This window comes from Tritonibacter sp. AK171 (genome assembly GCF_030127025.1).
GTDB classification, from domain to species: domain Bacteria; phylum Pseudomonadota; class Alphaproteobacteria; order Rhodobacterales; family Rhodobacteraceae; genus Epibacterium; species Epibacterium mobile.
Genome location: NZ_CP126134.1, coordinates 216,838 through 240,914, shown reverse-complemented (window position 1 = coordinate 240,914; position 24,077 = coordinate 216,838). Strand labels below are relative to the sequence as shown.

The 24,077-nt window shown below is 59.8% G+C and carries 31 protein-coding genes; 5 read left to right on the top strand and 26 right to left on the bottom strand.

All coding sequences use genetic code 11. The annotated features are described in order from the left end of the window. Positions 1-129: 129 nt before the first annotated feature. A complete protein-coding gene (locus QNI81_RS01170) occupies positions 130-1,524 on the top strand; it encodes a multicopper oxidase family protein (RefSeq protein WP_283967083.1) in 1,395 nt (464 codons plus the stop codon). A gap of 67 nt (positions 1,525-1,591) precedes the next feature. Here the strand turns inward: QNI81_RS01170 and QNI81_RS01165 are convergent, their stop codons facing one another. The 3 genes from QNI81_RS01165 to QNI81_RS01155 all read right to left on the bottom strand — a co-directional run bounded on the left by QNI81_RS01165 (position 1,592) and on the right by QNI81_RS01155 (position 5,601). Next, a complete protein-coding gene (locus QNI81_RS01165; protein ID WP_046002746.1) occupies positions 1,592-2,923 on the bottom strand; it encodes a replication-associated recombination protein A in 1,332 nt (443 codons plus the stop codon). A gap of 4 nt (positions 2,924-2,927) precedes the next feature. Then, a complete protein-coding gene (locus QNI81_RS01160; protein WP_283967082.1) occupies positions 2,928-4,325 on the bottom strand; it encodes a trypsin-like peptidase domain-containing protein in 1,398 nt (465 codons plus the stop codon). A 181-nt stretch (positions 4,326-4,506) separates the two neighbouring features. Continuing rightward, on the bottom strand, positions 4,507-5,601 hold the full coding sequence (locus QNI81_RS01155) for a 3-deoxy-7-phosphoheptulonate synthase (RefSeq protein ID WP_283967081.1): 1,095 nt from the start codon (positions 5,599-5,601) through the stop codon (positions 4,507-4,509). A gap of 356 nt (positions 5,602-5,957) precedes the next feature. On the opposite strand from QNI81_RS01155, the gene QNI81_RS01150 reads away from it, so the two are divergent. Then, entirely contained in the window at positions 5,958-7,355 is a 1,398-nt protein-coding gene (locus QNI81_RS01150) for an MATE family efflux transporter (protein ID WP_283967843.1), read from the top strand. Here the strand turns inward: QNI81_RS01150 and QNI81_RS01145 are convergent. Further along, entirely contained in the window at positions 7,330-7,995 is a 666-nt protein-coding gene (locus QNI81_RS01145; RefSeq protein WP_283967080.1) for a YitT family protein, read from the bottom strand. The two genes, QNI81_RS01150 and QNI81_RS01145, sit on opposite strands and share 26 nt — an antisense overlap. Before the next feature lie 151 nt (positions 7,996-8,146). On the opposite strand from QNI81_RS01145, the gene QNI81_RS01140 reads away from it, so the two are divergent. Both QNI81_RS01140 and QNI81_RS01135 read left to right on the top strand, forming a co-directional pair. After that, entirely contained in the window at positions 8,147-9,046 is a 900-nt protein-coding gene (locus QNI81_RS01140; RefSeq protein WP_283967079.1) for an NAD-dependent epimerase/dehydratase family protein, read from the top strand. Positions 9,047-9,101: 55 nt separating this feature from the next. Then, positions 9,102-9,440: a zinc ribbon domain-containing protein YjdM gene (locus tag QNI81_RS01135; RefSeq protein WP_005621798.1), complete on the top strand. Its 339-nt coding sequence runs from the start codon at positions 9,102-9,104 to the stop codon at positions 9,438-9,440. 187 nt (positions 9,441-9,627) lie between these two features. Here the strand turns inward: QNI81_RS01135 and rplQ are convergent, their stop codons facing one another. The 9 genes from rplQ to QNI81_RS01090 all read right to left on the bottom strand — a co-directional run bounded on the left by rplQ (position 9,628) and on the right by QNI81_RS01090 (position 16,547). Further along, entirely contained in the window at positions 9,628-10,053 is a 426-nt protein-coding gene (gene rplQ / locus QNI81_RS01130) for a 50S ribosomal protein L17 (RefSeq protein WP_126136193.1), read from the bottom strand. A gap of 146 nt (positions 10,054-10,199) precedes the next feature. Further along, positions 10,200-11,216, bottom strand: a complete 1,017-nt coding sequence (locus QNI81_RS01125; RefSeq protein ID WP_005621805.1) for a DNA-directed RNA polymerase subunit alpha — start codon at positions 11,214-11,216, stop codon at positions 10,200-10,202. 113 nt (positions 11,217-11,329) lie between these two features. Then, the gene (gene rpsK, locus QNI81_RS01120; protein ID WP_005621807.1) at positions 11,330-11,719 is read right to left on the bottom strand and encodes a 30S ribosomal protein S11; all 390 of its coding nucleotides are present in this window, start codon (positions 11,717-11,719) and stop codon (positions 11,330-11,332) included. Between the two features lie 16 nt (positions 11,720-11,735). Continuing rightward, on the bottom strand, positions 11,736-12,104 hold the full coding sequence (rpsM, locus tag QNI81_RS01115; protein ID WP_005621809.1) for a 30S ribosomal protein S13: 369 nt from the start codon (positions 12,102-12,104) through the stop codon (positions 11,736-11,738). Positions 12,105-12,478: 374 nt separating this feature from the next. Beyond that, positions 12,479-13,060, bottom strand: coding sequence for an adenylate kinase (locus tag QNI81_RS01110; RefSeq protein WP_005621812.1), 582 nt, complete (start codon positions 13,058-13,060; stop codon positions 12,479-12,481). Continuing rightward, complete coding sequence (secY, locus tag QNI81_RS01105; RefSeq protein ID WP_065328343.1) at positions 13,057-14,421, bottom strand: preprotein translocase subunit SecY; 1,365 nt, start codon at positions 14,419-14,421, stop codon at positions 13,057-13,059. Before secY ends, QNI81_RS01110 begins: the two co-directional genes overlap by 4 nt. 110 nt (positions 14,422-14,531) lie before the next feature. Then, positions 14,532-15,002, bottom strand: coding sequence for a 50S ribosomal protein L15 (gene rplO / locus QNI81_RS01100; protein ID WP_283967078.1), 471 nt, complete (start codon positions 15,000-15,002; stop codon positions 14,532-14,534). Between the two features lie 185 nt (positions 15,003-15,187). Then, the gene (locus QNI81_RS01095) at positions 15,188-15,880 is read right to left on the bottom strand and encodes a hypothetical protein (protein ID WP_283967077.1); all 693 of its coding nucleotides are present in this window, start codon (positions 15,878-15,880) and stop codon (positions 15,188-15,190) included. Positions 15,881-16,331: 451 nt separating this feature from the next. After that, positions 16,332-16,547 carry a DUF1127 domain-containing protein gene (locus tag QNI81_RS01090; protein ID WP_005621822.1) on the bottom strand — a complete coding sequence of 72 codons (216 nt, stop codon included), beginning with the start codon at positions 16,545-16,547 and terminating at the stop codon, positions 16,332-16,334. Between the two features lie 260 nt (positions 16,548-16,807). On the opposite strand from QNI81_RS01090, the gene QNI81_RS01085 reads away from it, so the two are divergent. After that, the gene (locus tag QNI81_RS01085; RefSeq protein WP_283967076.1) at positions 16,808-17,548 is read left to right on the top strand and encodes a class I SAM-dependent methyltransferase; all 741 of its coding nucleotides are present in this window, start codon (positions 16,808-16,810) and stop codon (positions 17,546-17,548) included. Between the two features lie 94 nt (positions 17,549-17,642). Here QNI81_RS01085 and rpmD read toward each other — a convergent pair whose 3' ends face one another. The 13 genes from rpmD to QNI81_RS01020 all read right to left on the bottom strand — a co-directional run bounded on the left by rpmD (position 17,643) and on the right by QNI81_RS01020 (position 23,969). Next, positions 17,643-17,831 carry a 50S ribosomal protein L30 gene (rpmD, locus tag QNI81_RS01080; RefSeq protein ID WP_005621828.1) on the bottom strand — a complete coding sequence of 63 codons (189 nt, stop codon included), beginning with the start codon at positions 17,829-17,831 and terminating at the stop codon, positions 17,643-17,645. 12 nt (positions 17,832-17,843) lie between these two features. Next, positions 17,844-18,407, bottom strand: coding sequence for a 30S ribosomal protein S5 (gene rpsE / locus QNI81_RS01075; RefSeq protein ID WP_009176874.1), 564 nt, complete (start codon positions 18,405-18,407; stop codon positions 17,844-17,846). A 167-nt stretch (positions 18,408-18,574) separates the two neighbouring features. After that, positions 18,575-18,934 (bottom strand): 50S ribosomal protein L18, encoded by a 360-nt coding sequence (gene rplR / locus QNI81_RS01070; RefSeq protein ID WP_005621834.1) that lies wholly within the window; start codon positions 18,932-18,934, stop codon positions 18,575-18,577. Between the two features lie 11 nt (positions 18,935-18,945). Then, complete coding sequence (gene rplF, locus QNI81_RS01065) at positions 18,946-19,479, bottom strand: 50S ribosomal protein L6 (RefSeq protein ID WP_005621838.1); 534 nt, start codon at positions 19,477-19,479, stop codon at positions 18,946-18,948. Between the two features lie 15 nt (positions 19,480-19,494). After that, on the bottom strand, positions 19,495-19,887 hold the full coding sequence (rpsH, locus tag QNI81_RS01060; protein ID WP_005621841.1) for a 30S ribosomal protein S8: 393 nt from the start codon (positions 19,885-19,887) through the stop codon (positions 19,495-19,497). Positions 19,888-19,899: 12 nt separating this feature from the next. Next, positions 19,900-20,205, bottom strand: coding sequence for a 30S ribosomal protein S14 (gene rpsN / locus QNI81_RS01055; protein WP_005621844.1), 306 nt, complete (start codon positions 20,203-20,205; stop codon positions 19,900-19,902). Between the two features lie 19 nt (positions 20,206-20,224). Then, positions 20,225-20,788 (bottom strand): 50S ribosomal protein L5, encoded by a 564-nt coding sequence (gene rplE, locus QNI81_RS01050; protein ID WP_005621847.1) that lies wholly within the window; start codon positions 20,786-20,788, stop codon positions 20,225-20,227. Further along, on the bottom strand, positions 20,788-21,093 hold the full coding sequence (rplX, locus tag QNI81_RS01045; RefSeq protein ID WP_005621849.1) for a 50S ribosomal protein L24: 306 nt from the start codon (positions 21,091-21,093) through the stop codon (positions 20,788-20,790). Before rplX ends, rplE begins: the two co-directional genes overlap by 1 nt. Then, positions 21,093-21,461, bottom strand: a complete 369-nt coding sequence (gene rplN / locus QNI81_RS01040) for a 50S ribosomal protein L14 (protein ID WP_005621870.1) — start codon at positions 21,459-21,461, stop codon at positions 21,093-21,095. Before rplN ends, rplX begins: the two co-directional genes overlap by 1 nt. 101 nt (positions 21,462-21,562) lie before the next feature. Further along, a complete protein-coding gene (gene rpsQ, locus QNI81_RS01035) occupies positions 21,563-21,793 on the bottom strand; it encodes a 30S ribosomal protein S17 (RefSeq protein ID WP_005621877.1) in 231 nt (76 codons plus the stop codon). A gap of 12 nt (positions 21,794-21,805) precedes the next feature. After that, a complete protein-coding gene (gene rpmC / locus QNI81_RS01030; protein ID WP_005621881.1) occupies positions 21,806-22,006 on the bottom strand; it encodes a 50S ribosomal protein L29 in 201 nt (66 codons plus the stop codon). A 229-nt stretch (positions 22,007-22,235) separates the two neighbouring features. After that, a complete protein-coding gene (locus tag QNI81_RS01025) occupies positions 22,236-23,276 on the bottom strand; it encodes a succinylglutamate desuccinylase/aspartoacylase family protein (RefSeq protein WP_009177189.1) in 1,041 nt (346 codons plus the stop codon). Positions 23,277-23,348: 72 nt separating this feature from the next. Then, a complete protein-coding gene (locus QNI81_RS01020; RefSeq protein WP_009176738.1) occupies positions 23,349-23,969 on the bottom strand; it encodes a 2OG-Fe(II) oxygenase family protein in 621 nt (206 codons plus the stop codon). Between the last annotated feature and the right edge of the window lie 108 nt (positions 23,970-24,077).

The window sequence follows — 24,077 nt, the reverse complement described above, 5'->3', positions numbered from 1 at the left end:
TTTGCGGCCCAATCGCGCCCCATGGCCGCTCTGCACCAGACGCAGACCGGGCCGTTCACAACTGCGTCAGCTTCCAGTGGGTGGAAGTCTTGTTCCCGACCGCTCGCTGGTTAGGCTCAGGCAAACGATATGAAAGCCCATCTTATGCGCCTCAGCCGACGTCACGCCCTGCAAGGACTCACCGCCCTCGCCACGCTCCCCGCCCTACCCCGCATGGCCCGCGCCACGGCCCATCGCCTGACCCTCGCGCCCGCATCCCAGCAAATCGCCCCGCCAAACTACCCGGCGACGGATCTGTGGTGCGTCAACGGCACGATGCCGGGCGAAACCCTGCGCCTGAAACAGGGCGCACGGCTGGTGGCCGAGGTCGAAAACCGCCTGTCACAGCCCACCAGCCTCCATTGGCACGGCATCCGCATCGATAACGCCATGGACGGGGTTCCCGGCGTCACGCAGGACCCGATCCAGCCCGGTGAAACCTTCACCTATGATTTCGCCCTGCCCGATGCGGGCAGCTACTGGTACCATTCCCACGCGCAATCGGTGGAACAGGTCGAACGCGGCCTGCAAGGCGTGTTGATCGTCGAGGAACCGGATGCGCCGGATGTGGATCAGGACCTGCCGCTGGTGATCGACGACCTGCGTGTCACGGCCGAGGCCGCAGTCGAGACCACGTTCAATGCCCCGCATGACCTGTCACACGCGGGCCGCATGGGCAACGTGCTCTTGTGCAACGGCAAGATGGTGGCGGACCACCCCGTCAAAACCGGCGACCGCCTGCGCCTGCGCCTCATCAACAGCGCCAATGCGCGTATCTTCACCCTCGGCCTTCAGGGACTGGAAGGCTGGGTGATGGCCTATGACGGCATGCCACTGGCCGCGCCGATGCCGCTGCCGGATCAGCTTGTCCTCGCCCCCGCCCAGCGCATCGACCTCTTTGTCGACGTGACTGCCAAGGCTGGCGAGGACGCATTTCTCCTCCAGTTTGAGCGCGATGGCGGCTATGAACTGGCCCGCTTTCCGGTGTCATCCGGCGCCCGCACCCGCCGCACCGCGCCCGCTGCCCTACCGCCCAACCCCGACTTTCCCATAGATCTGAACGCCGCCCGCAGCGTCGATCTGATCACCGAAGGCGGCGCGATGGCGTGGCTGCAAAACGCCACATTCAAAGGCGAAGACCTCTCCGGCCAAGACCTCGCCCAATTGGGCCAGTTCTGGTCCTTCAACGGCACCGCAGGCCGCCCGATTGAGCCGCTGATCACCGCAAGCCCGGGGGAGACCATCCGCATCCGCATGGTCAACGACACCCAGTTCCCGCACGCCATGCATCTGCACGGGATGCATTTTTCCGAGGTCCTGCCAGACGGCACCCTCGGTCCGTTGCGCGACACGCTGCTGATGCTGCGCGGAGAGACCCGTGAGATCGCCTTTCAGGCCCATAACCCCGGCGACTGGCTGTTTCACTGTCATATGCTGTCGCATCACGCTGCGGGCATGGGCACATGGGTGCGGGTGACAGCCTGACGCCCCAGCTCTTCTAACCGCAAATATCCCCGCCGGAGGCCTTCAGGTTTTGCCCGCAAAACCTGAATTACTCTCCCTGGCGTTGGATGCGCTTCTTGGCAAAGAACTCCGTGCGTTTGCGCAGCTCGCGCTCAAACCCGCGTTCCACCGGCTGATAGAGCACAGGTCGTTTCACCCCGTCGGGAAAGTAGTTCTGCCCCGAAAATCCATCCTCGGCGTTGTGGTCGTAGTCATAGCCTTTGCCATAGCCCTGCTCTTCCATCAGCTTGGTCGGCGCATTGAGGATATGTTTGGGCGGTGGCTCTGACCCCGTCTCCTTGGCCAAGCGCCGCGCCGCCTTATAGGCCATGTAACCCGCGTTGGTCTTGGGTGCGAGCGCAAGGTAAATCACCGCCTGCGCCAGCGCCAACTCCCCCTCGGGCGAGCCAAGCCGCTCATAGGCTTCCCAGGCTTGCAGGCAGATCGCCTGCGCCTGCGGGTCGGCAAGCGCAATGTCCTCCACCGCCATCCGGGTCAGACGCCGGGCGAGGTATTTTGGATCTTCGCCGCCCTCCAGCATGCGCGCAAACCAATACAGCGCCGCATCCGGGTCGGAGCCACGCACCGATTTATGCAGCGCCGAGATGAGGTTATAATGCTCATCGCCGGATTTGTCGTATTTCGCCGCCCGCCGCATCAACCGCGTTGCCAGCGCCTCGCGGCCCAGGGGCTGATCGACCTTCCAGGCCGCGACCTGCTCGATCAGATTCAAGAGCGCCCGCCCGTCGCCATCGGCCATCTGATGCAGCGCATCGCGCGCCTCGGGCAACAGCGGCAGCTTGCGTTCCAGCGCCTGTTCCGCACGCTGCGTCAGCCGCTCCAGATCCGCAAGGCTCAGGCGCTCCAGCACCAGAACCTGCGAGCGCGACAACACGGCGGCATTGAGCTCAAAACTCGGGTTTTCCGTCGTGGCCCCCACCAGAAGGATGGTGCCATCCTCCATATGCGGCAGGAACCCGTCCTGCTGCGCCTTGTTGAAACGATGGATCTCATCGACGAACAACAGCGTGCCCTGCCCGTTCTGGCGCCGGATCTTGGCCGCCTCGAACACTTTCTTCAGGTCCGGCACACCGGTAAAAATGGCCGAGATCTGCACAAAATGCAGATCGGTTTCCTGCGCCAACAGCCGCGCAATGGTGGTCTTGCCCACCCCCGGTGGTCCCCAGAAAATGAGCGACGAGAGGCTCCCGGAGGCCAGCATTACACCCAGCGGTGCCTCTTCGCCCAAGACTTGCTCCTGACCGATCACCTCGGCAAGCGTGCGGGGCCGCAACCGGTCCGCGAGCGGGCGCGGCGCGTCATTGGCCCCGCCGTGATCGCGCTGAGCGCCCGCATCCCCGCTGTCAAACAGATCCGCCATCGCTTTAAAGCCGGAACCGCAGCGACACGCGCTGGCCCTGTCGCATCAGATCAAGCCGCATCCAGCGGCCACTGTTCATCAAGAGGTTCGCCACATCCTCCGGCGCGGCGATCTCCTCGCCATTGATGGCCAGCAACAGGTCCCCCGCGCGCACGCCGCCGCGCCCCGCATAGGGGCCGGGGTCCATCACCACCACCCCTTCGGTCGACAGCGGCAGCTGCATCTTGGTGATGACCTGCGGGTTCACCTGCCCCACCACCAGCCCCGGCATCGGGGTCTGTTCGTTCAGCGTGATCGGATCGGCGGCCGGAGAGTTGGGCGCCTCCATCAGCGCGACCTCAACGGTCTCGGTTTCGCCCTGACGCACCCGCGTCACCGCGCTGGTGCCACCCAGTTCCGCCACCGACAGACGAAAGGCCATCTCAGAGGGCGAGTTCACCGGCTCACCATCCACGGCCAGCACCACATCGCCCACCTCAAAACCCGCCGCGACAAAGGGGCTTTGCGGATGCAGCTCAGAGATCAGCATCCCATCCACCTGCCCGAGGCCCAGGGCTTCTGCCAGATCAGAGTCCACCGGCTGGCCCGTCATCCCCGCCCACGGGCGCTGAAATTCGCCTTCGCCCTCTCGCGCCTGACGCACAAATTCGTGCACCAGATTGGCCGGGATGGCAAAGCCAATGCCGTTGGAGCCGCCCGAGCGGCTGAGGATACGGGTGTTGATGCCAATGAGATCACCATTCACATCAATCAAGGCCCCACCAGAGTTGCCGGGATTGATCGGCGCGTCGGTCTGGATGTAATAGCCAAACCCCTGCCCGCCGCCAGTGCCCGTGCGTGCAAGGCCCGAGATAATGCCCGAGGACACCGTCTGCCCCACCCCAAAGGGGTTGCCGATGGCCAGGGTCAGCTCGCCCACCTCGACCTCATCGCTGTTGCGCAGGCCAAGGAATGGCAACCCTTCGGCGTCTTTCAACTGCAAGATCGCCAGATCGGACGCCTGATCCGCGAGGATCACCTCGGCCTGATATTCACGGCGGTCGTTGGTCACCACGCGAATATCCGACGCCTCGCCCACGACGTGATAGTTTGAGACTACAATGCCATCGTCGGACAGGATCACGCCAGATCCGAGCGAGTTCTGCACCCTTGGGCGGGGCTGGGCAAACTGGCGAAAGAAATCATCAAAGAACGGATCATCCGCAAAGGGGCTGCGGGCGCGGTCCTGCCGGATGATCTTGGCGTAAATATTCACAACCGCCGGTGCGGCCTCTTTGACCAGTGGCGCAAACCCCAGTGAAATCTCGGTCTGGCTCTGCGGGACTTTGGTCTCTGCCTGCGCCGCAAGCGGCAAGCTGGTCACCAGAGCGAGGGTCAGGGGAAGGGCAAGACTGCGGATCATGGGGCCTCCGGACATTTTTCTTCGGTGCTGATGATATGCGGAGGCCGGCAGATGATTGCAAGCATGTGCAGAAAAACCGGGGCTTAAGGGGCGCTGCCCCTCCTGACCTGCGGTCAGTTCACCCCGGGATATTTTTAGTTAGAAGATGAAGGGGGCGGGATTGCGCCGCCCCCGGTTCCGATCAGCCAGCAAGGCGCGCGCCGAGGGTGCGGCGGGTCTGTACCGCCTGCGCCAGTTTACGCAGCTCGGCCTCGGTTTCCTCCCAGCCGATGCAACCGTCGGTGATCGATTGACCGTAGGTGAGTTGTGACAGATCCCCGTCCTTGGGCAGATCCTGACGGCCATGCACAAGGTGGCTTTCGATCATGATGCCGGTGATGCGGGTTTCGCCCTGCGCCATCTGACCGGCCACATCCGAGAGCACCTCGGGCTGTTTGGCCGGGTCTTTGGCGGAGTTGGCGTGGCTTGCGTCGATCATCACCTGCGGGCGGATGCCATCGGCGGCGGCCTTCTGGCAGGCGGCATCAATGCTGGGCGCGTCATAATTGGTGCCACCGCCCCCGCGCAGGATGATATGGCAATCGGGGTTGCCAGCGGTGGCGGCAATCGCCGCAAGGCCCGAAGGCGCCAGCGCCATGAAATGATGCGGTGTGGCCGCAGAGCGCACCGCGTCGATGGCGATCTGCACATTGCCGCGGGTGCCGTTCTTGAACCCCACCGGGCAGCTCAGGCCCGAGGCCATCTCGCGGTGGATCTGGCTCTCGGTGGTGCGGGCGCCAATCGCGGCCCAGCTCACCAGATCGCTGATGTATTGCGGCACCGCCGCATCGAGGAATTCGGTCCCCACCGGCAGGCCCATCTCGCTCAGGTCGAGGCAGAGTTTGCGGGCAATCGACAAGCCCTTGTTGATGCGGAACGAGCCATCAAGGTTGGGGTCGTTGATCAGCCCCTTCCAGCCTGCAATGGTGCGGGGTTTTTCAAAGTAGACCCGCATCACGATCTCCAGCTGGTCGCCCAGCTCGGCGCGCAGCGGTGCGAGACGGCGCGCATAGTCCAGTGCGGCCTCGGGGTCGTGGATGGAACAGGGGCCAACCACCACGACCAGCCGGTCGTCTGCACCATGCAGGATCTTTTGAATGCTGGCGCGTGCGTTCAATACGGTCTCGCGCGCCGCATCGGTCAGCGGGTGTTTCACCGCGAGGGCTTCGGGGCAGATCAATTCCTGCATATCGGTAATCCGGAGGTCATTTGTCGGGGTCGCAGAGAGCGTTGTCATCGGGGCTTTCCTTTGGCGGGTGCCCCGTCTGGACCTCTGGACAACAAAAAACCGCCCTTGGTCCCGGGGCGGTTTGGTGCGGTATTCTGGTGTTTCTGTCAGTTCAATTCAGAAACGCGAAGACCCTCCGTCCGCCATGTGGCGCGGATAAAAGTAATACCAGAACTGAGCGAACTGTTGGGTCATGCGTCGGACGCTAGCGAAGATTCGCGCCCCTGTCGATCCCCAAAAATTGCCATGATTTCATTGCGGGCACCGGGAGGAACACGGACGGGAAAGGGTTTGTACCTGCGCGCCGTGCGACTAAATAGGACCAGCGGATGCTCCGCAACGACCAGGATGACGGAGACCCGCACATGCAACAGGCCAAGTTTCTCAAGGGCAATTTGCTGCGCCATATCACGGTGATGTCGCTCACCTCCTCGGTGGGGTTGATGGCGGTGTTTGCGGTGGATTTCATCGACATGGTCTTTATCGCCATGCTCGGCAAAGAAGAGCTGGCGGCCGCCGTGGGCTATGCCGGTGCGATCCTGTTTTTCACCACCTCATTCAACATCGGGATTGCCATTGCGGCAGGTGCGTTGGTGGCGCGGGCCTTGGGCGCGGGGGATCATGTACTGGCCAGGCAGCAGGCCTCTAACGCCTTGATATGGGGCGGGGTTTTCTCGGCTCTCTTTGCCGTGGTGATCTGGATATACCTCTCGCCTCTGGTGTCGCTCCTTGGGGCCAGCGGGCGGGCGCATGATCTGGCGGTGGACTATCTGCAAATCATCGTGCCGACCTTGCCGCTCCTGTTGATGGGGATGGCGGGAGGGGCGATCCTGCGCGCCCATGGCGATGCGCGCCGCGCCATGATGGCAACCATTGCCGGGGGGCTGGTCAATGCGGTCTTGGACCCGATCCTGATCTTTGGCCTCAATATGGAACTGACCGGCGCGGCCCTTGCCAGTGCGGCCTCGCGCGTGGCGGTTGCAGCCTTTGCCTTGGGGCCGATCTTTCGCCACCACGGCGGGTTGGAGCGCCCGCCGCTGTCGCTGTTTATCGCCGGGCTTGCGCCGATCTTTGCGATTTCCTTTCCGGCGATTCTCACGCAGCTGGCCACCCCAGTCGGGCAAGCCTTCGTCACTCGCGCCATGGCGGAGTTTGGCGAGGACGCGGTGGCGGGCATGGCGATTATCGCCCGGATGTCGCCGCTGGCCTTTGGCACCATCTTTGCGCTGTCGGGTGCCGTGGGGCCGATTGTCGGACAGAACTACGGCGCCGGGAATTTTGCCCGTGTGCGGCGCGCGTTTTGGGATGCGCTCCTGTTTACCGGCATCTTTGTGGCGGTGATGACGGCGATCCTGTTTGCCCTGCGCTCGCATGTTGCGGCGCTGTTTGACGCCGACGGCACCGCGCTCACGCTGATCTATCTGTTTTGCGGCCCGCTTGCGCTGGCGTTCTTCTTTAACGGAGCGATCTTTGTGGCCAATGCCAGCTTCAACAACCTTGGCCGCCCGTTCAACTCCACCTGGCTGAACTGGGGGCGCAATACCATCGGAACCATCCCGCTGGTCTGGCTTGGCGCGCATTTTTATGGCGCATCCGGCGCATTGATCGGTCAGGCGGTGGGCGGTGTGATCTTTGGCGTCTTTGCGATCTGGCTTGCGCGGCGCGTGATTGCCGAGGTTGAGGCCACAGGTGGCGCTCCCAAAGGCCCCGGCCTGTTCCAGCGTCAGGCGCGCCAGATCATCCTTGCTTTTGGTCGGCGCTAGGCTCTTTGGGCGTGGCACGCCCATAGCCGGGGCGCCCTGTGCCGCTTTGGGCGACGTCGAAATTCCACACGATGCAGAGGTTAGTGAACATCGCGCCAATAAAGGAATAGATCAGCTGTTCGGATGACAGCACCAGCGCGGCAGCGGCAAAGACACAAGCGTCGACGCCCAGTTGGAACCAGCCGGCCTTGAACCCGGTGCGGTGCTCGATGATGATGCCAAGAATGGTCATGCCACCGGCAGAGGCATTGTGGCGAAAGATCGCGATCAGCCCGGCCCCGCTGCACGCCCCACCCAAGAGCGCCGCAACGCCGATGTGCAGCGCATCAAAGCTCAGGTAGTGCGGCAGGATCTGCGCCCCGGCAGAGATCCCCAGAACCACCATCACCGTGCGCAGAGCAAAAACCGCGCCGCGTTTGCTCCATGCAAGGATCAGAAACGGAATCCCGATCATAAAAAACAGCGGCCCAAAGCCCAGCGGCAACACATAAGAGAGCAACAACGCAATCCCCGCCGTCTGCCCGGTCACCAGCCCCGCGGCCTTGAGGAACACCACGCCGAGCGAACACATCAACACGCCAAAGACCAGACCTTGCAGATCAAAGAGGGTCAGGAGGGGTTTGGTCTGTGTTGTGCTCATCAAAGCTGTCCTTGCGTTGCTGTGCATTGGTGATAGGACGCTGCAGCGCAGAAAACAATGTCTGAGGCGCGCGGGAGGTGGATCACGCAAGAGTGCACTGGACCGAAGCTCCGTTAACGCTATCCTCCCGCAAAAATATGAGGAGGACGTCATGCGTATTTTGTTCACCGGAGGGTCTGGCAAGGCCGGGCGTCATGTGATTGCCTATTTGCTGGCGCGGGGGCATCGGGTGGTCAACATGGATCTGAAGCCGCTGGACCTGCCCGGTGTCGACAACCGCATCGCGGATATTTCGGATGCCGGTCAGATGCACGATGTGGTGCATGCTTGGGCGGGCTATGACGAGATGGAGCATCACCGAACCCCGCCCCCCTTTGACGCGGTGGTGCATTTCGCCGCCGTGCCGCGCCTTTTGATGACCTCAGATAATGAATGCTACCGGATCAATACCATCGGCACCTACAATGTGATCGACGCGGCGCTGAAGGCTGGTGTGCGAAAGGTGATCTTTGCCTCCTCCGAGACCACCTATGGCATCTGTTTTGCAGGCGGTGAGCGCAAACCCGAGTATCTGCCCATCGACGAGGACCACCCGGTGGTGCCCGAGGATGCCTATGCCATGTCCAAGGTCGCCAATGAGCACGCCGCACAGAGCTTTCAGCGCCGCACCGGTGCCGATATCTATGGGCTGCGCATCAATAATGTGATCGAGCCGCATGAATACAAGGCGAACTTCCCCGCCTATATGGCCGATCCGGACATGCGGCGGCGCAACATCTTTGCCTATATCGACGCACGGGATCTGGGCCAGATGGTGCAGCGCTGTCTGGAGGTCGACGGCCTTGGCTATGAGATCTTTAACGTGGCCAACAGCGATCACTCAGTGAACCTGACCACCTCGGAAATCATCACCCATTATTATGACGGCATCCCCGCCAAGGAGATGGGAGAGGATGAGACCTTTTATTGCATTGAGAAGGCCGAGCGATTGCTGGGTTTTGCGCCTGAACACAATTGGCGCATGTATCTTCATGACCCGCGCGAGGCGTAGGCGTCGGGCAACATTTGACTAGGCGCAGGCGGGGCGAGGGAGTAAGGGGAGTGTCATGACAGATACCTTGCCCCCCTGCCCCGAATGCGCCTCGGTCTATACATATGCGATGGACGCCCTGCTGGTCTGCCCCGAGTGTGGCCATGAATGGTCTGCTGAGGCTGCCTCAGACGCGCCGGTGGTGCGCGACAGTGTGGGCAATGTCCTGGTGGATGGCGACACGGTGACAGTGATCAAGGACCTGAAGGTCAAAGGGTCCTCTTCTGTGGTCAAAGTCGGCACCAAAGTGCGCGGCATCCGTCTGGTCGACGGCGATCATGATATCGACTGCAAGGTGCCGGGCATCGGGCAAATGGGCCTCAAGAGCCAGTTTGTGAAAAAGGCGGCGGACTAAAATCGCCGCATAATCAGGCCCGCATAATCAAGACAGAGCCCGGGCTTAGGGCAAAAGCCCCCTCCCGAGGGGAAGTCGGGGGCTGGCCGGCCTGACGGTCGAACAGGACATCGCCATCATCCAAAGAAAAACCCCCGCCCTGTTGCCAGAGCGGGGGAAAGTCAGACGGTCAGATGACCGTGAGATCTTATTCTTCGTCTTCGACGGCTTCGATTTCTGCCAGACGGGCCTTATCGGCTGCGCCTTTTGCGGAAACGTCGCGGTCTACGAATTCGATGATCGCCATAGGCGCCATGTCACCATAACGGAAACCGGCCTTCAGGATGCGGACGTAACCGCCCTGACGATCCTTGTAGCGCGGGCCCAGGACTTCGAACAGTTTCGCGACGTCCTTTTCCTCTTTCAGCTTGGAAGCGGCCTGACGGCGGGCGTGCAGGTCGCCGCGCTTTGCCAGCGTGATCATCTTTTCGATGATCGGACGCAGTTCTTTTGCTTTGGGAAGGGTGGTCTTGATCTGTTCGTGTTCGATCAGCGAGCCAGCCATGTTGGAGAACAGGGCCTTACGGTGCTCGTGAGTACGGTTCAGGCGGCGATAACCACGTGCGTGACGCATTTTCTATATCCTTTAACTTGCGTTTTGCTTTGTCAGGCAGCTGATGCGTGTCGGCTGCTCACCTTGGGGCGGAAGGCCCAGATTTTCCCCGGCAACTCCGGGAATTTTGAAGGGGGCCTTAGCCCCCCTCAGATCGAAAGTCCAGCTTAGAAGCTGTCTTCGAATTTCTTGGCCAGCTCTTCGATGTTGTCCGGCGGCCAGTCCTCGACGTCCATACCGAGGTGCAGACCCATGCCAGACAGCACTTCCTTGATCTCGTTCAAGGACTTGCGGCCGAAGTTCGGGGTGCGGAGCATCTCGGCTTCGGTTTTCTGGATCAGATCGCCGATATAGACGATGTTGTCGTTCTTCAGGCAGTTTGCCGAACGCACGGAGAGTTCCAGTTCGTCCACTTTCTTCAAGAGAAGCGGGTTGAACTCGAGACCATCGTCCTCGTCCTGACGGCCTGCGGATTCCGGCTCGTCGAAGTTCACGAAGATCGACAGCTGGTCCTGCAGGATGCGGGCTGCAAAAGCCAGCGCGTCCTCGGGCGTGATGGAGCCGTCGGTGTCAACCTTGAGGGTCAGCTTGTCATAATCCAGCACCTGGCCCTCACGGGTGGGCTGAACGTCGTAGGAGACCTTCTTGACCGGGGAATAGATTGCGTCGATCGGGATCAGACCAATCGGAGCGTCCTCGGGCTTGTTCTTGTCGGCAGAGACATAGCCTTTGCCGGTGTTGACGGTCAGTTCCATGAACAGATCCGCACCATCGTCGAGGTGGCAGATGACGTGCTCGCGGTTCAGAACCTCGATGCCAGCGGTTTCGGCAATGTCGCCTGCGGTGACGACGGCCGGACCTTTGGCATTGATCGACAGGCGCTTGGGCCCTTCGACTTCCATGCGCAGGGAAACCTGCTTGAGGTTCAGGATGATGTCTGTGACGTCTTCACGAACACCGGCCACGGAGGAAAACTCGTGCAGCACGTTGTCGATCTGAACGGATGTGATGGCCGCGCCTTGCAGCGAGCTCATCAGGATGCGGCGCAGTGCGTTGCCGAGCGTCAGACCAAAGCCACGCTCCAGCGGTTCCGCAACGAGCGTTGCCTGACGTGCCGGATCATTGCCCGGTTTCACCTCAAGCTGCGTGGGCTTGATCAATTCTGCCCAATTCTTATGGATCATGCGTTCCCTCCATTCCTGTCTGAACCCCATGTCCAAAGGATCAGACGCCCGAGGTTTCTAATGACGAACTGAGGCCCTGCACTTGGCAAGGCCCCAGTATTCTTTGCTGTCGCTTAGACGCGGCGGCGCTTCGGCGGGCGGCAGCCGTTGTGGGCGATCGGGGTCACATCACGAATGTTGGTGATGTTGAAGCCGATTGCGGCCAGCGCGCGCAGGGCGGATTCACGACCCGAACCGGGGCCTTGAACCTCGACCTCAAGGGTCTTTACGCCGTGATCCTGAGCCTTGCGGCCCGCGTCTTCTGCAGCCATCTGCGCAGCATAGGGCGTGGACTTACGGGAGCCCTTGAAGCCCATGGTGCCAGCGGAGGACCAGGAGATCGCGTTGCCCTGAACGTCAGAGATCAGGATCTTGGTGTTGTTGAACGAAGAGTTCACATGGGCAACGCCCGTTGCGATGTTCTTACGCTCTTTACGCTTCGTGCGGGTTTTATCACGTGCCATCTGTCAGGACCCTCCCTTACTTCTTCTTACCAGCAATGGCCTTTGCGGGGCCTTTGCGAGTACGAGCGTTGGTGTGGGTACGCTGACCACGAACCGGCAGGTTGCGACGGTGGCGCAGGCCACGGTAGCAGCCGAGATCCATCAGGCGCTTGATGTTCATCTGCACTTCACGACGCAGGTCACCTTCAACGGTGAAGGTTGCGTCGATGTGTTCGCGAATCGCCAGAACTTCTGCGTCGGAGAGTTCGTTCACACGACGGGTTACGTCGATGTTCACGGCCTCGCAGATGGCTTTGGCGGATGCAGGACCGATACCCGTGATATAGGTCAGGGCGATCGGGACCCGTTTGGCAGTCGGGATGTTAACGCCGGCAATACGTGCCACGTGTCACTTTCCTTTTTGGTTGCGGTTCCGTAGCTCCAGAACCTTTTTTCACAACACTCGACCAATTGGCGTGTGCCAAAGGGTCTCGCATGTCTCGAGGTAATCAGGTGGGCAACGCAAATTGCCCGCCTGGAATGATTCCCAGCAGGGATGTGGGTTCGTATGTGGATTTGGCGGATGGGTCAACCCTCAAACCGGAAGGAAACGGCGTGGGCTGTAACTCCTGTTGCGTCACGTCAGTATCGGCCATCTCGGCAGAGTCAGCAATGCCCAATTTGAGAGCATATCGCCCCTGCCTTGCGCTCCCTGCCCCCAAAAGAAAAACAGGCCGCCCATGGGCAGCCTGTCGAGAAGTTCTGCAATGAGAATCAGGCTTACTCGCCCAAGATCCACGCGATGGATTTCTGCACCTCATCAATGGAGGCCATACCGTCGAGGCGCTGCAGGTTGCCCTTGGCCCAGTAGTAGCCAATCAACGGCGAGGTCTTTTTGTAGTATTCCATCAGGCGAATACGTACGGATTCCTCGTTGTCGTCCGCACGCGCTTCTTTGCCCGCAGCGCGCGCCTCTTCGGCGCGGTTGACGATGCGCTTTACCAGCACCTCGTCATCGACCTGCATCTCGATCACTGCATCGAGCTTCAGATCCATTTCCGCCAGCAGTTTCTCAAGCGCATCCGCCTGCGCCAGAGTGCGCGGGAAGCCGTCGAAGATGAAACCACCCTCTGAACCCTCCTGCAGGCGTTCACGGATCAGACCGATCACGATCTGGTCGGTGACAAGTTTGCCCTCGGCCATGATCGCGGCAACTTTCTTGCCCATCTCGGAGCCGGAGGACTGCGCAGCGCGCAGCATGTCACCGGTGGAGAGCTGAGTCATGTTGCGGCTTTCAACCAAATGGCTGGCCTGTGTTCCTTTGCCTGCGCCCGGCGGGCCCAAGAGAATGATATTGGTCATCGGCGAGACGGTCCCCGTTTGGTGCGTTTCTTGTTACGACCGCGCAGTTGGCTCTTCTCAATGAGGCCTTCGTATTGGTGCGCGAGAAGATGGCTCTGTACCTGTTGGATCGTATCCATGGTCACAGAGACCACAATCAGAACCGAGGTACCGCCAAAGTAAACCGGAATGGCGAAATTGTTGCGCAAAATCTCCGGCAGCAAACACACCAGTGCGAGATAGCCTGACCCGAGCACAAGGATGCGGTTCACCACATATTCGATGTATTCCGCAGTCTTCTTGCCGGGACGGATGCCGGGCACAAAGCCGTTCTGGTTCTTCAGGTTTTGCGCAACTTCATCCGGCTTGAACGAGACGTTGAAGGTGTAGAAATACGCAAAGAACACGATCATCCCTGTAAAGAACAGCAGATAGAGCGGCTTGCCGGGGCCAAAGTTCGCCAAGAGCCAGCTCATCACCGGGCTTGTTGCGGCCCCCTGGCTAAAGGTGGAGATCGTGGTCGGCAGCAACAGCAGCGAGGAGGCAAAGATCGCCGGGATCACGCCTGCCGGGTTGACCTTCACGGGCAGATGCGAGGAGCCACCATCATAGACCTTCATGCCAACTTGGCGACGCGGGTACTGAATGTGGATCTTGCGCAGCGCACGCTCCATGAAGACCACGAACATGATCACCGCAACCACCATCACGATGACCGCGATGATCACCGCCGGAGAGATCGCACCAGACCGGCCAGAGGCAAAGAACTGTGCAATCGCGGCCGGGATTTCCGCAATGATGCCGACGAAGATAATCAGCGAGATACCGTTACCGATGCCGCGGTTGGTGATCTGTTCACCCAGCCACATCAGGAACATGGTCCCGCCCACCAGCGTGATCATGCACGACAGGCGGAAATAAAGACCCGGATCAAAAGCCATATCCCCCGCTTCCAGCGAAGCCGCAAGGCCATAAGCCTGCGCGGTTGCCAGCACCACAGTGCCGTAGCGGGTGTATTGGTTGATCTTCTTGCGACCCTGCTCGCCCTCTTTCTTGAGCTGTTCGAGCGCGGGCACCATGGAGGTCAGCAACTGCACGATAATGGAGGCCGAGATGTAGGGCATAATGCCCAGGGCAAAAATACCCATGCGGCCCAATGCACCACCGGTAAACATCGACACCATACCGCCAATGCCCTGTCCGGCGGTGTCCATGAACTGGCGCAATGCATCGGCGTCGATTCCCGGAACGGGAATCCAAGTGCCCAAACGATAGACAATCAAAAGTCCGATCGTAAACAGGATGCGGTTGCGCAGATCCGTGGCCTTGCCGAGCGCTGCCCAGCTGGTGTTCGCCGCCATTTGTTCTGCTGCTGATACCATAAAAGGAGTCTCTTCTTGCGAAAACGCCGCCCGGAACCGTTTTCCGGCTCGGACGGCGTATGGGAAAACTGATGACTTATGTAAGCGGCTTACGCGCCGCTCACAAGCCGTTACTCAGCTGCGGCCTCAGATGCCACGGTCAGGGCGCCGCCTGCCTTGGAGACTGCCTCAACGGCAGCTTTGGAGGCACCGGTCACAGCGATGGTCGCTTTTGCGGTGAATTCACCTTTGGCCAGCACGCGGATGCCGTCGAGCTTGCGACGAACCAGACCGGATGCAACCAGGCTGTCTTCGGTCACAGACGCCGCGTCGAGCTTGCCTGCGTCGATGAATTTCTGGATCAGGCCGAGGTTCACAACAGCGTATTTCTTGGCGTTGGGCTTGTTGAAGCCACGCTTAGGCAGACGCTGGTAGAGCGGCATTTGGCCACCCTCGTAGCCGTTGATTGCTACACCGGAACGGGACTTCTGACCTTTGATACCGCGGCCACCCATTTTACCTTTGCCGGAACCCGGACCACGGCCAACGCGGGTCCGTTTCGAGGCTGCACCTGGGTTGTCGCGCAGTTCATTGAGTTTCATATCGCTTCTCCTACAGCCGGAAGTGACCCCATGAAGCGATCAGGGTCAGACACGGCATTTCTTGGTTTTGATTCTTGCAGCACAAAAGGCCACCGGGGGCGTATAGACGGGATGCGGTGCGGGATCAAGAGCGGCCTCACCCGATGCCCGCCTGATGACCCAAGGCAGCGCGCGATATCGCGGGGCTATTTCTTCAACGCGCTGGTGATGGTGACCGTCTCTTTGGCACCGGACCCCACATTGACTGTCCCGCCCGTCACCGAGACCTCGCCCAGAAGGCGCCCCAACTCATAGCCCCAGGCGTGATAATCATAGCACCCGGCCTGCACCGCAAACGCGCGCGTCTGACCCGGCTCGATGGTCTCTTTGGGAGCCATGGCATCTGGGGTGCGCTTGCCACAGGGGCTGATGCTGACCGATGTCAGCGCAAAAGGCGTGGCATTCCTGACGATCACTTGCGCCTTGGCCTGCGCCACAGGAGGCGTATTGGGCGCGGTGGAGCGCCCCGCGCCGGAGCTGTCCTTGCGCGCCTCCAGCACATATCGCTGCGCCGCCGCATCGAAACGATAGTTTTCCACACGGTAGATCACGCCAGTATCGGCATTATACCGCACCGCGCTATACCCCGACGTGCCAGAATAGCTGGAGAAATTCGCCTGCATGTTCCGCCCACCCTGCGGGTTTTTGGCCACCGGCTTCCCGTAGAGAGCAATCACCTCTGAAATAGTGGTGCGTCCAGGTTCAATCGCGCTCATCAACGCCGCGCGCCCCTCCGGTGAATCCCCGATCTGATTAGAGCCGCTGATGTCATCGCTCATACAGCCTGCGGCCAAAGTCAGACAAAACAGGGCAATCAGGCTGCGTCGGGCGCGAAACATGGCATATTCCTCTCAGATAGACTGAGTGGACCGTGCCGCATCGCAGCCACGGTTGTAAATCCCACAGGCGCTGCCATGCGTCATTGGGGTGTATTTTACTGCGTCTCTTCCGCTGTCTTTGTGATGAGGGCGCTGAAAGTGATAAAGGGCGGCGCCGCCAGTTTGGAAGTGGATCGGAGGCGTCACCCTCCAAGAAGAACAGATATCTGACCTTGCACCCCCAGACGTCACTCCGGGGGTCCTGCTCCAGATTGGCCAGCCTGCCACGACCGGCCTGCGAGTTGCGCAACTCGCCGAACACAATGCCCTATCTACACAAAGATCCCCCTACCGGACCGCGCGCCCCTTGCGCAACAAAAACGCCCCCACGATGTGGAGGCGCTTTTATGGGGCTACTCATCCTAAGGGAGGAGGATCGGATGGCGGCCGCCTTATCTCAGAGATCGAGCGTTCACGCACCGTAAACGTGGGTGCGCGCCAGATCAGCGATATCGCAGCGACGGATGCCGATGTCGGCCAGATCACGGTCGGTGAGCGCGTCCAGCTCGTCATAGGTGCGCTTATATTCCTTGTAGAGCGCCCAGGAGGTGCGGGCATTCTCTGCTACGCCACGCAGGCGGGCAAAAAGGGAAGAAGACGCGATGTTTGTGTTCAGTACATGTGCCATGTGTTTTGGTCCTTATCTCTAGCCGGGACGGGTTTCCGCGGCTCTTGTTGTCTCTGTTCAATTCCTTTGACACTTGCGAAGATAAGGCAGGGTGTTGGCGCTAACAACTGACAGTTCGGAACACCCGCTATGCTGCAGGTGCATAGACGATCTATTAACCCGCATTTTCCCACCTGACATTCCCCTCCCCTTTCGTGAGAGTGAACGAAAGACACGGTTTTCTCTCTTTCCCTTGCACACCAACCCATTGCGAAGGTGCCATGACCGAACCCGCCAAAGACATTTACGACCCCGAATTTGTCGCTGACCTTTTTGATCGATGCTCCTCAAGCTACCGCAGCTGGAGCGCCGTGAGTTCGTTTGGATTTGTCGCGATCTGGCGACATCAATGCGTCGCGCGCCTGCCGCGTCGCGTTGGATCGCGCCCTGTTGTGGTCGACTTGATGGCTGGAACCGGCGAGGTCTGGCCCTATGTGCTGCGCAGGATACCCGAGGTTGCGACCATCACCGCGTTGGATATTTCGCATCGCATGCATCTTGAGGCCGTTGAGCGGCTGCATCACAGCTATTCCGATAAGATCACACATATCGAAGCCAATGCGCTGCAAAGCGATCTGCCCGCAAACCATGCGGATTTACTTGTCTCGACCTTTGGGCTGAAGACCTTCAACACCGATCAACAAAGCGAGTTGGCAAGACAGATCGCACGCATCCTGAAACCCGGCGGCAGCTTTTCCCTGATTGAGGCCTCCGACCCCAAAGGATGGATACTGCGGCCCTTCTATCGGTTCTATCTCGACAGGATGCTCCCTTTGATTGAGCGGCACTTCCTGCGCGGCGCAAATGATTTCAGCATGATCGGCGCCTACACACAGAATTTTGGCGACTGCACATATTTTGCGGATGCATTGCGAGCAAATGGTCTTTCGGTCGAGATGAAGAAACACTTCTTTGGCTGCGCCACCAGCGTTGCGGGCACCAAACCACCGCAGCACACGTAGGATGGCGCGCGCCCACCGGCGCATTGACCTTATCAACAAAAAAACGCCCCCGGATCTCTCCGAGGGCGTCTTTAGTGCATGTCGACAAAGAGGCTTAGCCGCGCTCTTCGACGATTTCCACCAGATGCGGGATCTTGTTGATCATGCCGCGCACGGAAGGGGTATCTTCCAGTTCGCGGGTTTTGTGCATCTTGTTCAGGCCCAGGCCGATCAGGGTTGCGCGCTGTTCGGCGGGGCGACGGATCGGGGAACCGATCTGTTTCACGACGATGGTTTTAGCCATGGATCAGTCTCCTTACGCTTCTGCTTCCGCAGGTGCTTCGTCCCGCTTGGGCAGGATGTCAGCAACCTTTTTGCCGCGACGCTGAGCAACAGAGCGCGGGCTCTGCTCTTTTTTCAGGCCGTCGATCGTGGCGCGGATCATGTTGTAAGGGTTCTGAGAGCCAACGGACTTGGAAACCACGTCCTTGATGCCCAGCATTTCAAACACGGCACGCATCGGACCACCGGCGATGATACCAGTACCTTCCGGAGCGGTGCGCATGACCACTTTGCCGGCGCCGTGGCGACCGTACATGTCGTGGTGCAGGGTACGACCCTCTTTCAGCGGCACGCGGATCATCTGGCGCTTGGCTTGCTCGGTTGCCTTGCGGATCGCCTCGGGCACCTCTTTGGCTTTACCTTTGCCGAAGCCGACGCGACCTTTTTGGTCACCTACGACGACGAGCGCGGCGAAGCCGAAGCGCTTACCACCCTTAACGGTTTTGGACACGCGGTTGATCGCGACCAGACGATCTGCGAATTCCGGTGTCTCTTCACGGTCGCGGCGGTTGCCGCGGCGGTTTTCACGTTCTGCCATTTGGCATTCCTTCATGATGTGACGAGGAAGTCAGACCGCCCCGTCAAATGTTCCAATCCTGGTGAGCTTGCCGCAAGGCACGCTCCCGGATCATCGGGACCACCAAGGCGGTCCACTCTTTCCAAAATCGCTCGGGCGCCCCGGCCAGCGGGACGCCCGGTTGATCCTTAGATCTTCAGACCACCTTCACGCGCAGCGTCGGCCAGAGCCTTCACTTTGCCATGATAGAGGAAACCGCCACGATCGAAGTATGCTTCGGTCACGCCAGCCGCTTTCGCGCGCTCTGCGATCACGGAACCCACTTTGGTTGCCGCTTCGATGTTGTTCTTGCCTACAAAACCAAGATCCTTTTCCAGGGTCGAGGCTGCGGCGAGAGTCACACCTTTGACGTCGTCGATCAGCTGAACAGAGATGTTCTTGTTCGAGCGGTGCACGGAGAGACGCAGACGACCTGCGTTCACCTTGCGAAGCTTGTTCCGGACGCGCAGACGACGCTTCAGAAACAGGGTACGTTTGCTGTTTGCCATTTTGCTTGTCCTTACTTCTTCTTGCCTTCCTTGCGGAAGATGAACTCGCCTTTGTAGCGGATGCCTTTGCCTTTGTAGGGCTCGGGACGACGCCAGTCGCGGATTTTCGCCGCCACTTCGCCTACCGCTTGCGCGTCTGCACCTTCCACAACGATTTCGGTCTGCTTCGGTGCGGTGATGGTGACACCTTCCGGAGCAGTGAAATCGACGTCGTGGCTGTAGCCAAGGTTCAGCTTCAGGGTGTTGCCCTGCATCTGAGCCCGGTAACCAACACCCTGAATTTCAAGCTCTTTCTTGAAACCTTGGGTGACGCCCTGAACCATGTTGGCAACCATGGTGCGGGACATGCCCCACTGCTGACGCGCGCGCTTGGATTTACCGCGCGGCTCAACTTTCACCACGTTGTCCTCAACGGTGAGGGTGACGTCGTCAGTTGCGGTGAAGGTCTGGGCGCCTTTCGGGCCCTTCACTTCGATGGTCTGGCCGGACAGGCTCGCGGAAACACCGCTGGGCAGGTCGACCGGTTTTTTACCAATACGAGACATTGTGCACAGGCCTCCTTAGAAGACGGTGCAAAGCACTTCGCCACCAACGTTGGCCGCGCGTGCGTTTGCATCCGACATCACACCTTTGGGGGTGGAGACAATCGACACACCCAGGCCCTGACGGACCGACGGGATGTCATTGACGCCCATGTAAACGCGACGACCGGGTTTGGAGACCCGCTTCAGTTCGCGAATAACAGGTTCGCCTTCGTAGTACTTCAGGCTGATTTCCAGCGCCGGGTGGCCGCGTTCATCAGTCGCGCTCTCATAGCCGCGGATGTAGCCCTCGGACTGCAGCACATCCAGAACCCAAGCGCGCAATTTGGACGCCGGAGTCATGACAGTGGATTTGCCACGCAGTTGAGAGTTACGGATACGGGTGAGCATATCGCCGATAGGATCGTTCATATTGTCTCTCCCTTACCAGCTCGATTTCACCATGCCGGGGATCTGGCCATTGGAGCCCAGTTCCCGCAGAGCGATCCGGCTTACCTTCAGCTTACGGTAGTAAGCGTGGGGACGGCCGGTCAGCTGGCAGCGGTTATGCAGACGGGTTGCCGAGCTGTTGCGCGGCAGTTTCGCCAGTTTCAGACGCGCTTTGAAACGCTCTTCCATCGGGCGGGATTCGTCATTCGCGATCTCTTTAAGCTCGGCACGTTTGGCAGCGTATTTGGCCACCAGGCGCTCGCGCTTTTTCTCGCGTTCGATCATTGCTTTTTTAGCCATGGTCTCTTCCTCTCCGCGATCAGCTGTTGAAGGGCATGTTGAAAGCTTTCAACAGCGCCTTAGCTTCCGCGTCGGTGTTCGCGGTGGTGGCAATTACGATGTCCATGCCCCAGGCTTCGTCGATCTTGTCGAAATCGATTTCCGGGAACACGATGTGCTCTTTCAGGCCAAGGGCGTAGTTGCCACGACCGTCGAAAGAGGTGCCGGACACACCGCGGAAGTCGCGGATCCGGGGCATCGCGATGGTGATCAGACGGTCGAGGAATTCATACATCCGCTCGCCACGCAGGGTCACCTTTGCACCCATCGGCATGCCTTCACGAACGCGGAAGCCAGCGATGGAGTTCTTTGCAACGGTGGTCAGCGCTTTCTGACCGGCGATCTTGGTCAGGTCTTCCTGAGCCGATTTCGCCTTCTTGCTGTCTTTGACGGCTGCACGGCCGCAGCCGATGTTCAGAACGATTTTGTCCAGCTTAGGGATCATCATTTCGTTCTTGTAGCCGAATTCCTCTTTGAGGGCGCCACGGATGGTGTCCTTGTAGAGGGTCTTCAGACGCGGGGTGTAGGTTGCATCGTCAAGCATCAGACAGTCTCCCCGGTGGTTTTTGCAAAGCGCACCTTCTTGCCGTCTTCTTCGCGGAAGCCGACGCGGGTTGCTTTGCCGTTGGAGTCCAGCAGAGCCAGGTTCGAAAGATCGATCGGCAGGGCCTTGGGCAGGCGGCCACCTTGCGATGTCTGGGTCTGACGGGTGTGACGGATGGCCATGTTCACGCCATCTACGACAGCTTTACCGGCTTTGGGGTCAACGGAGGCAATGGTGCCTTCTTTGCCCTTATCGCGACCAGCAAGCACGACGACCTTGTCGCCTTTGCGCAGTTTAGCAGCCATTAGAGCACCTCCGGAGCGAGCGAGATGATCTTCATGAAGTTCTTCGCGCGAAGTTCGCGAACAACCGGGCCGAAGATACGGGTGCCGACCGGCTCGTTGTTGTTATTCAGGATAACAGCAGCGTTACGGTCAAAACGGATTGCGGTGCCGTCTTCACGACGGACCTCTTTGGCGGTGCGAACGACAACGGCCTTACGGACGTCACCCTTCTTCACGCGACCGCGCGGGATGGCTTCTTTAACCGAGACAACAATAATGTCGCCAACGGAAGCGTACTTACGCTTGGAGCCACCCAGAACCTTGATGCACTGAACTCGGCGAGCGCCGGAGTTATCAGCTACATCCAGATTTGTTTGCATCTGGATCATGTGGTTTCTCCCGACCTTTGGGGCAGCGATGCGTGCTGTGATCCCCCAGGGTTTCGACTGTGCTAAAAAGCCTAGTCGCCAGGAGCCTGAATTTCAGGCTCTTAGGCTTCCAGAACTTCCCAGCGTTTCGTTTTCGATTTCGGCGCGCATTCGATGATGCGTACGGAGTCGCCGACCTTGAAAGCGTTCTTTTCATCGTGAGCCCGGTACTTTTTGGACTTACGGATGGTTTTCTTCAGAACCGGGTGTGTGAAACGACGTTCCACGGACACGGTGACGGTCTGAGCGTTTGCGTCGGAGGTCACGACGCCTTGCAGGATACGTTTGGGCATCTGTAGAGCTCCTTATTCAGCCGCTGCTGCGGCTTTTTCGTTCAGGATGGTTTTCACGCGAGCAGCGTTGCGGCGTGCCGCTTTGATGCCTGCAGTGTTTTCCAGCTGACCGGTCGCTTGTTGAAAGCGCAGGTTGAAGCTCTCTTTTTTGAGGTTTGCGAGTTCATCGCGGAGCTCGTCCACGGTTTTGTCGCGCAGATCCTTGGCGTTCATCGCCTTGCGTTCCTTTCCTTGGCACCAGAGGGCCCCTTATGCTGGGTCACCCTTTACCCTGGTGGGTTATGTCGTCTGCAGGATATGCAGAAAAAGAATCGCCCGACACAATCCGACTCGCGAATTGCGGTGAGCGATGCGTCCCTCTACAGGAGGGGGGCTGGGAGGGCAAGGGAAAGATGCGCGTCCCTTTGGACGACCGAAAATCTTTATGCTCGCCCGTCCCTGCTCAAATAATCTCGTCCTCATCAAACATCGCTGCCCCATCAAGCTGCGCGTTCAGCGTCTCGATCTGCTGCTCTGCGGTTGCTGAGTTCACGGTGGCGATGTGAAACAACGCATCCCCTTCGTTCACGATGGGTAGGTTGGCACGGCCGATGATGAGGCCCGTCTGGCTGGCGGTCAGCTCCATCTCTTCCTCGCCGAAAGGATCAGCGACGATCCCCAGCACGTCACCGGGCTCGACCATCTCTCCGATGGTTTTATAGGCGCGCAGCAGCCCCCCTGCCGGCGCGCGCTCCCACGCGGAATCGGCGGCGCGCACCGGCACGCCTTCGGCCAATGGTACGCCGTCCTCAGGGATCATATCGAGCGCATGCATCACCCGCAGGATGCCCGCAACGCCAACACGGGCCGATTGTTCGTCAAATCTCAGCCCCTCCCCTGCTTCATAGAGCAGAATATCAACGCCCGCCTTTTGCGCTTCTTTGCGCAGGGACCCATCGCGCAAGCCCGAGCGGATCACCACCGGCGCGCCAAAGGCATCAGCATAGGCGAGGGTCTCTTGCGCCTTGGGAGAAACGCGGATCTGCGGCAGGTTTGTGCGGTGGATCGCAGCGGAATGCAGATCAATACCAAGGTCCGAGCGCGCCACGATCTCGGTCATAAAGAGATGCGCCAGACGGCTGGCGAGTGAGCCGCCTTCGCTGCCGGGAAAACAGCGATTGAGGTCACGCCGGTCCGGCAGATAACGCGAATGATTGAGAAAGCCAAAAGTGTTGACGATGGGCACAACGATCAGCGTGCCGCGCAAGCGCGAAAACTGGCGGCTGCGCAACAGGCGGCGGGCAATTTCCACGCCGATCACCTCATCGCCATGAATGGCCGCCGACACGAATAGCGTCGGGCCGTCCTCAGCGCCGTGGATAACATGGGCGGACATATTGACCGGCGTATGGTCGGACAACACGCTCACCGGCAGATCGACCGTGCGCCGGGTGCCGGGCGGAATATGAAAGCCGCCGATTTCAAAAGGTGAACGCCGCGCCATGAAAAAGCCTCTCGGAAGTGTTTTCCAAGAGGCTATGCAGCTTTGCGGGTATTTACAATCTGTCTGGCGCGCTCAGGCCCAAGCGTAGTTGAAAGACACGGAAATCCGCTCGTCTTCGGACATGTTCATCGGCACCTCATGGCGAATGAAGCTCTCCCACAAGAGGACATCGCCCACATTTGGTGCCTCGTAGACAAAGGTGCGCAGCTCACGGCGACAGTCTTTGGTGCGGGGCGGGTGCGCCATCATCATGGCGTGACGCGGATCTTCCAGTTTCAGCGCCGAGGCTCCGTCCGGCATCGACACATAGGTGGTGCCAGAAATCACGGAATGCGGGTGGATGTGGCTGGCATGGGTGCCGCCTTCGGGCAGGATGTTGATCCACAGATCCTCCAGCTTCAGCTCACGCCCGTCGAGATTGAGTTCCAGATCCTGCGCAAAGGCCGCGACATGCGCATCCAGCGATTTGACCAGATCGGCAAAGATCGGGAACCGCCACGGCAGATCGGTGAGCGACGCATAGGAGGTATAGCCGGGATAGCCGTTTTCCTCGCACCAGTCCTGCCCCGCCTCGTCATCCTCGGCGATGGTGATGCAGGAGGCTTCCATCTCCTGCGGGTCAATCTTGGGGCCGTGCTCGGAGAGCGCAGCCCGGTAAAGGCGGGTCACAAAGAGGGAATCGATCTGGGCCATGGCGCTCTCATAGCGCAAGCGCGGCAGGTTTGGCGAGAGGCCCCGCATTCCAGATCTCTTCTTGCAAGGGTGCACACGCCAGACGTGGGCGTGTGCTGTGTCACAGAG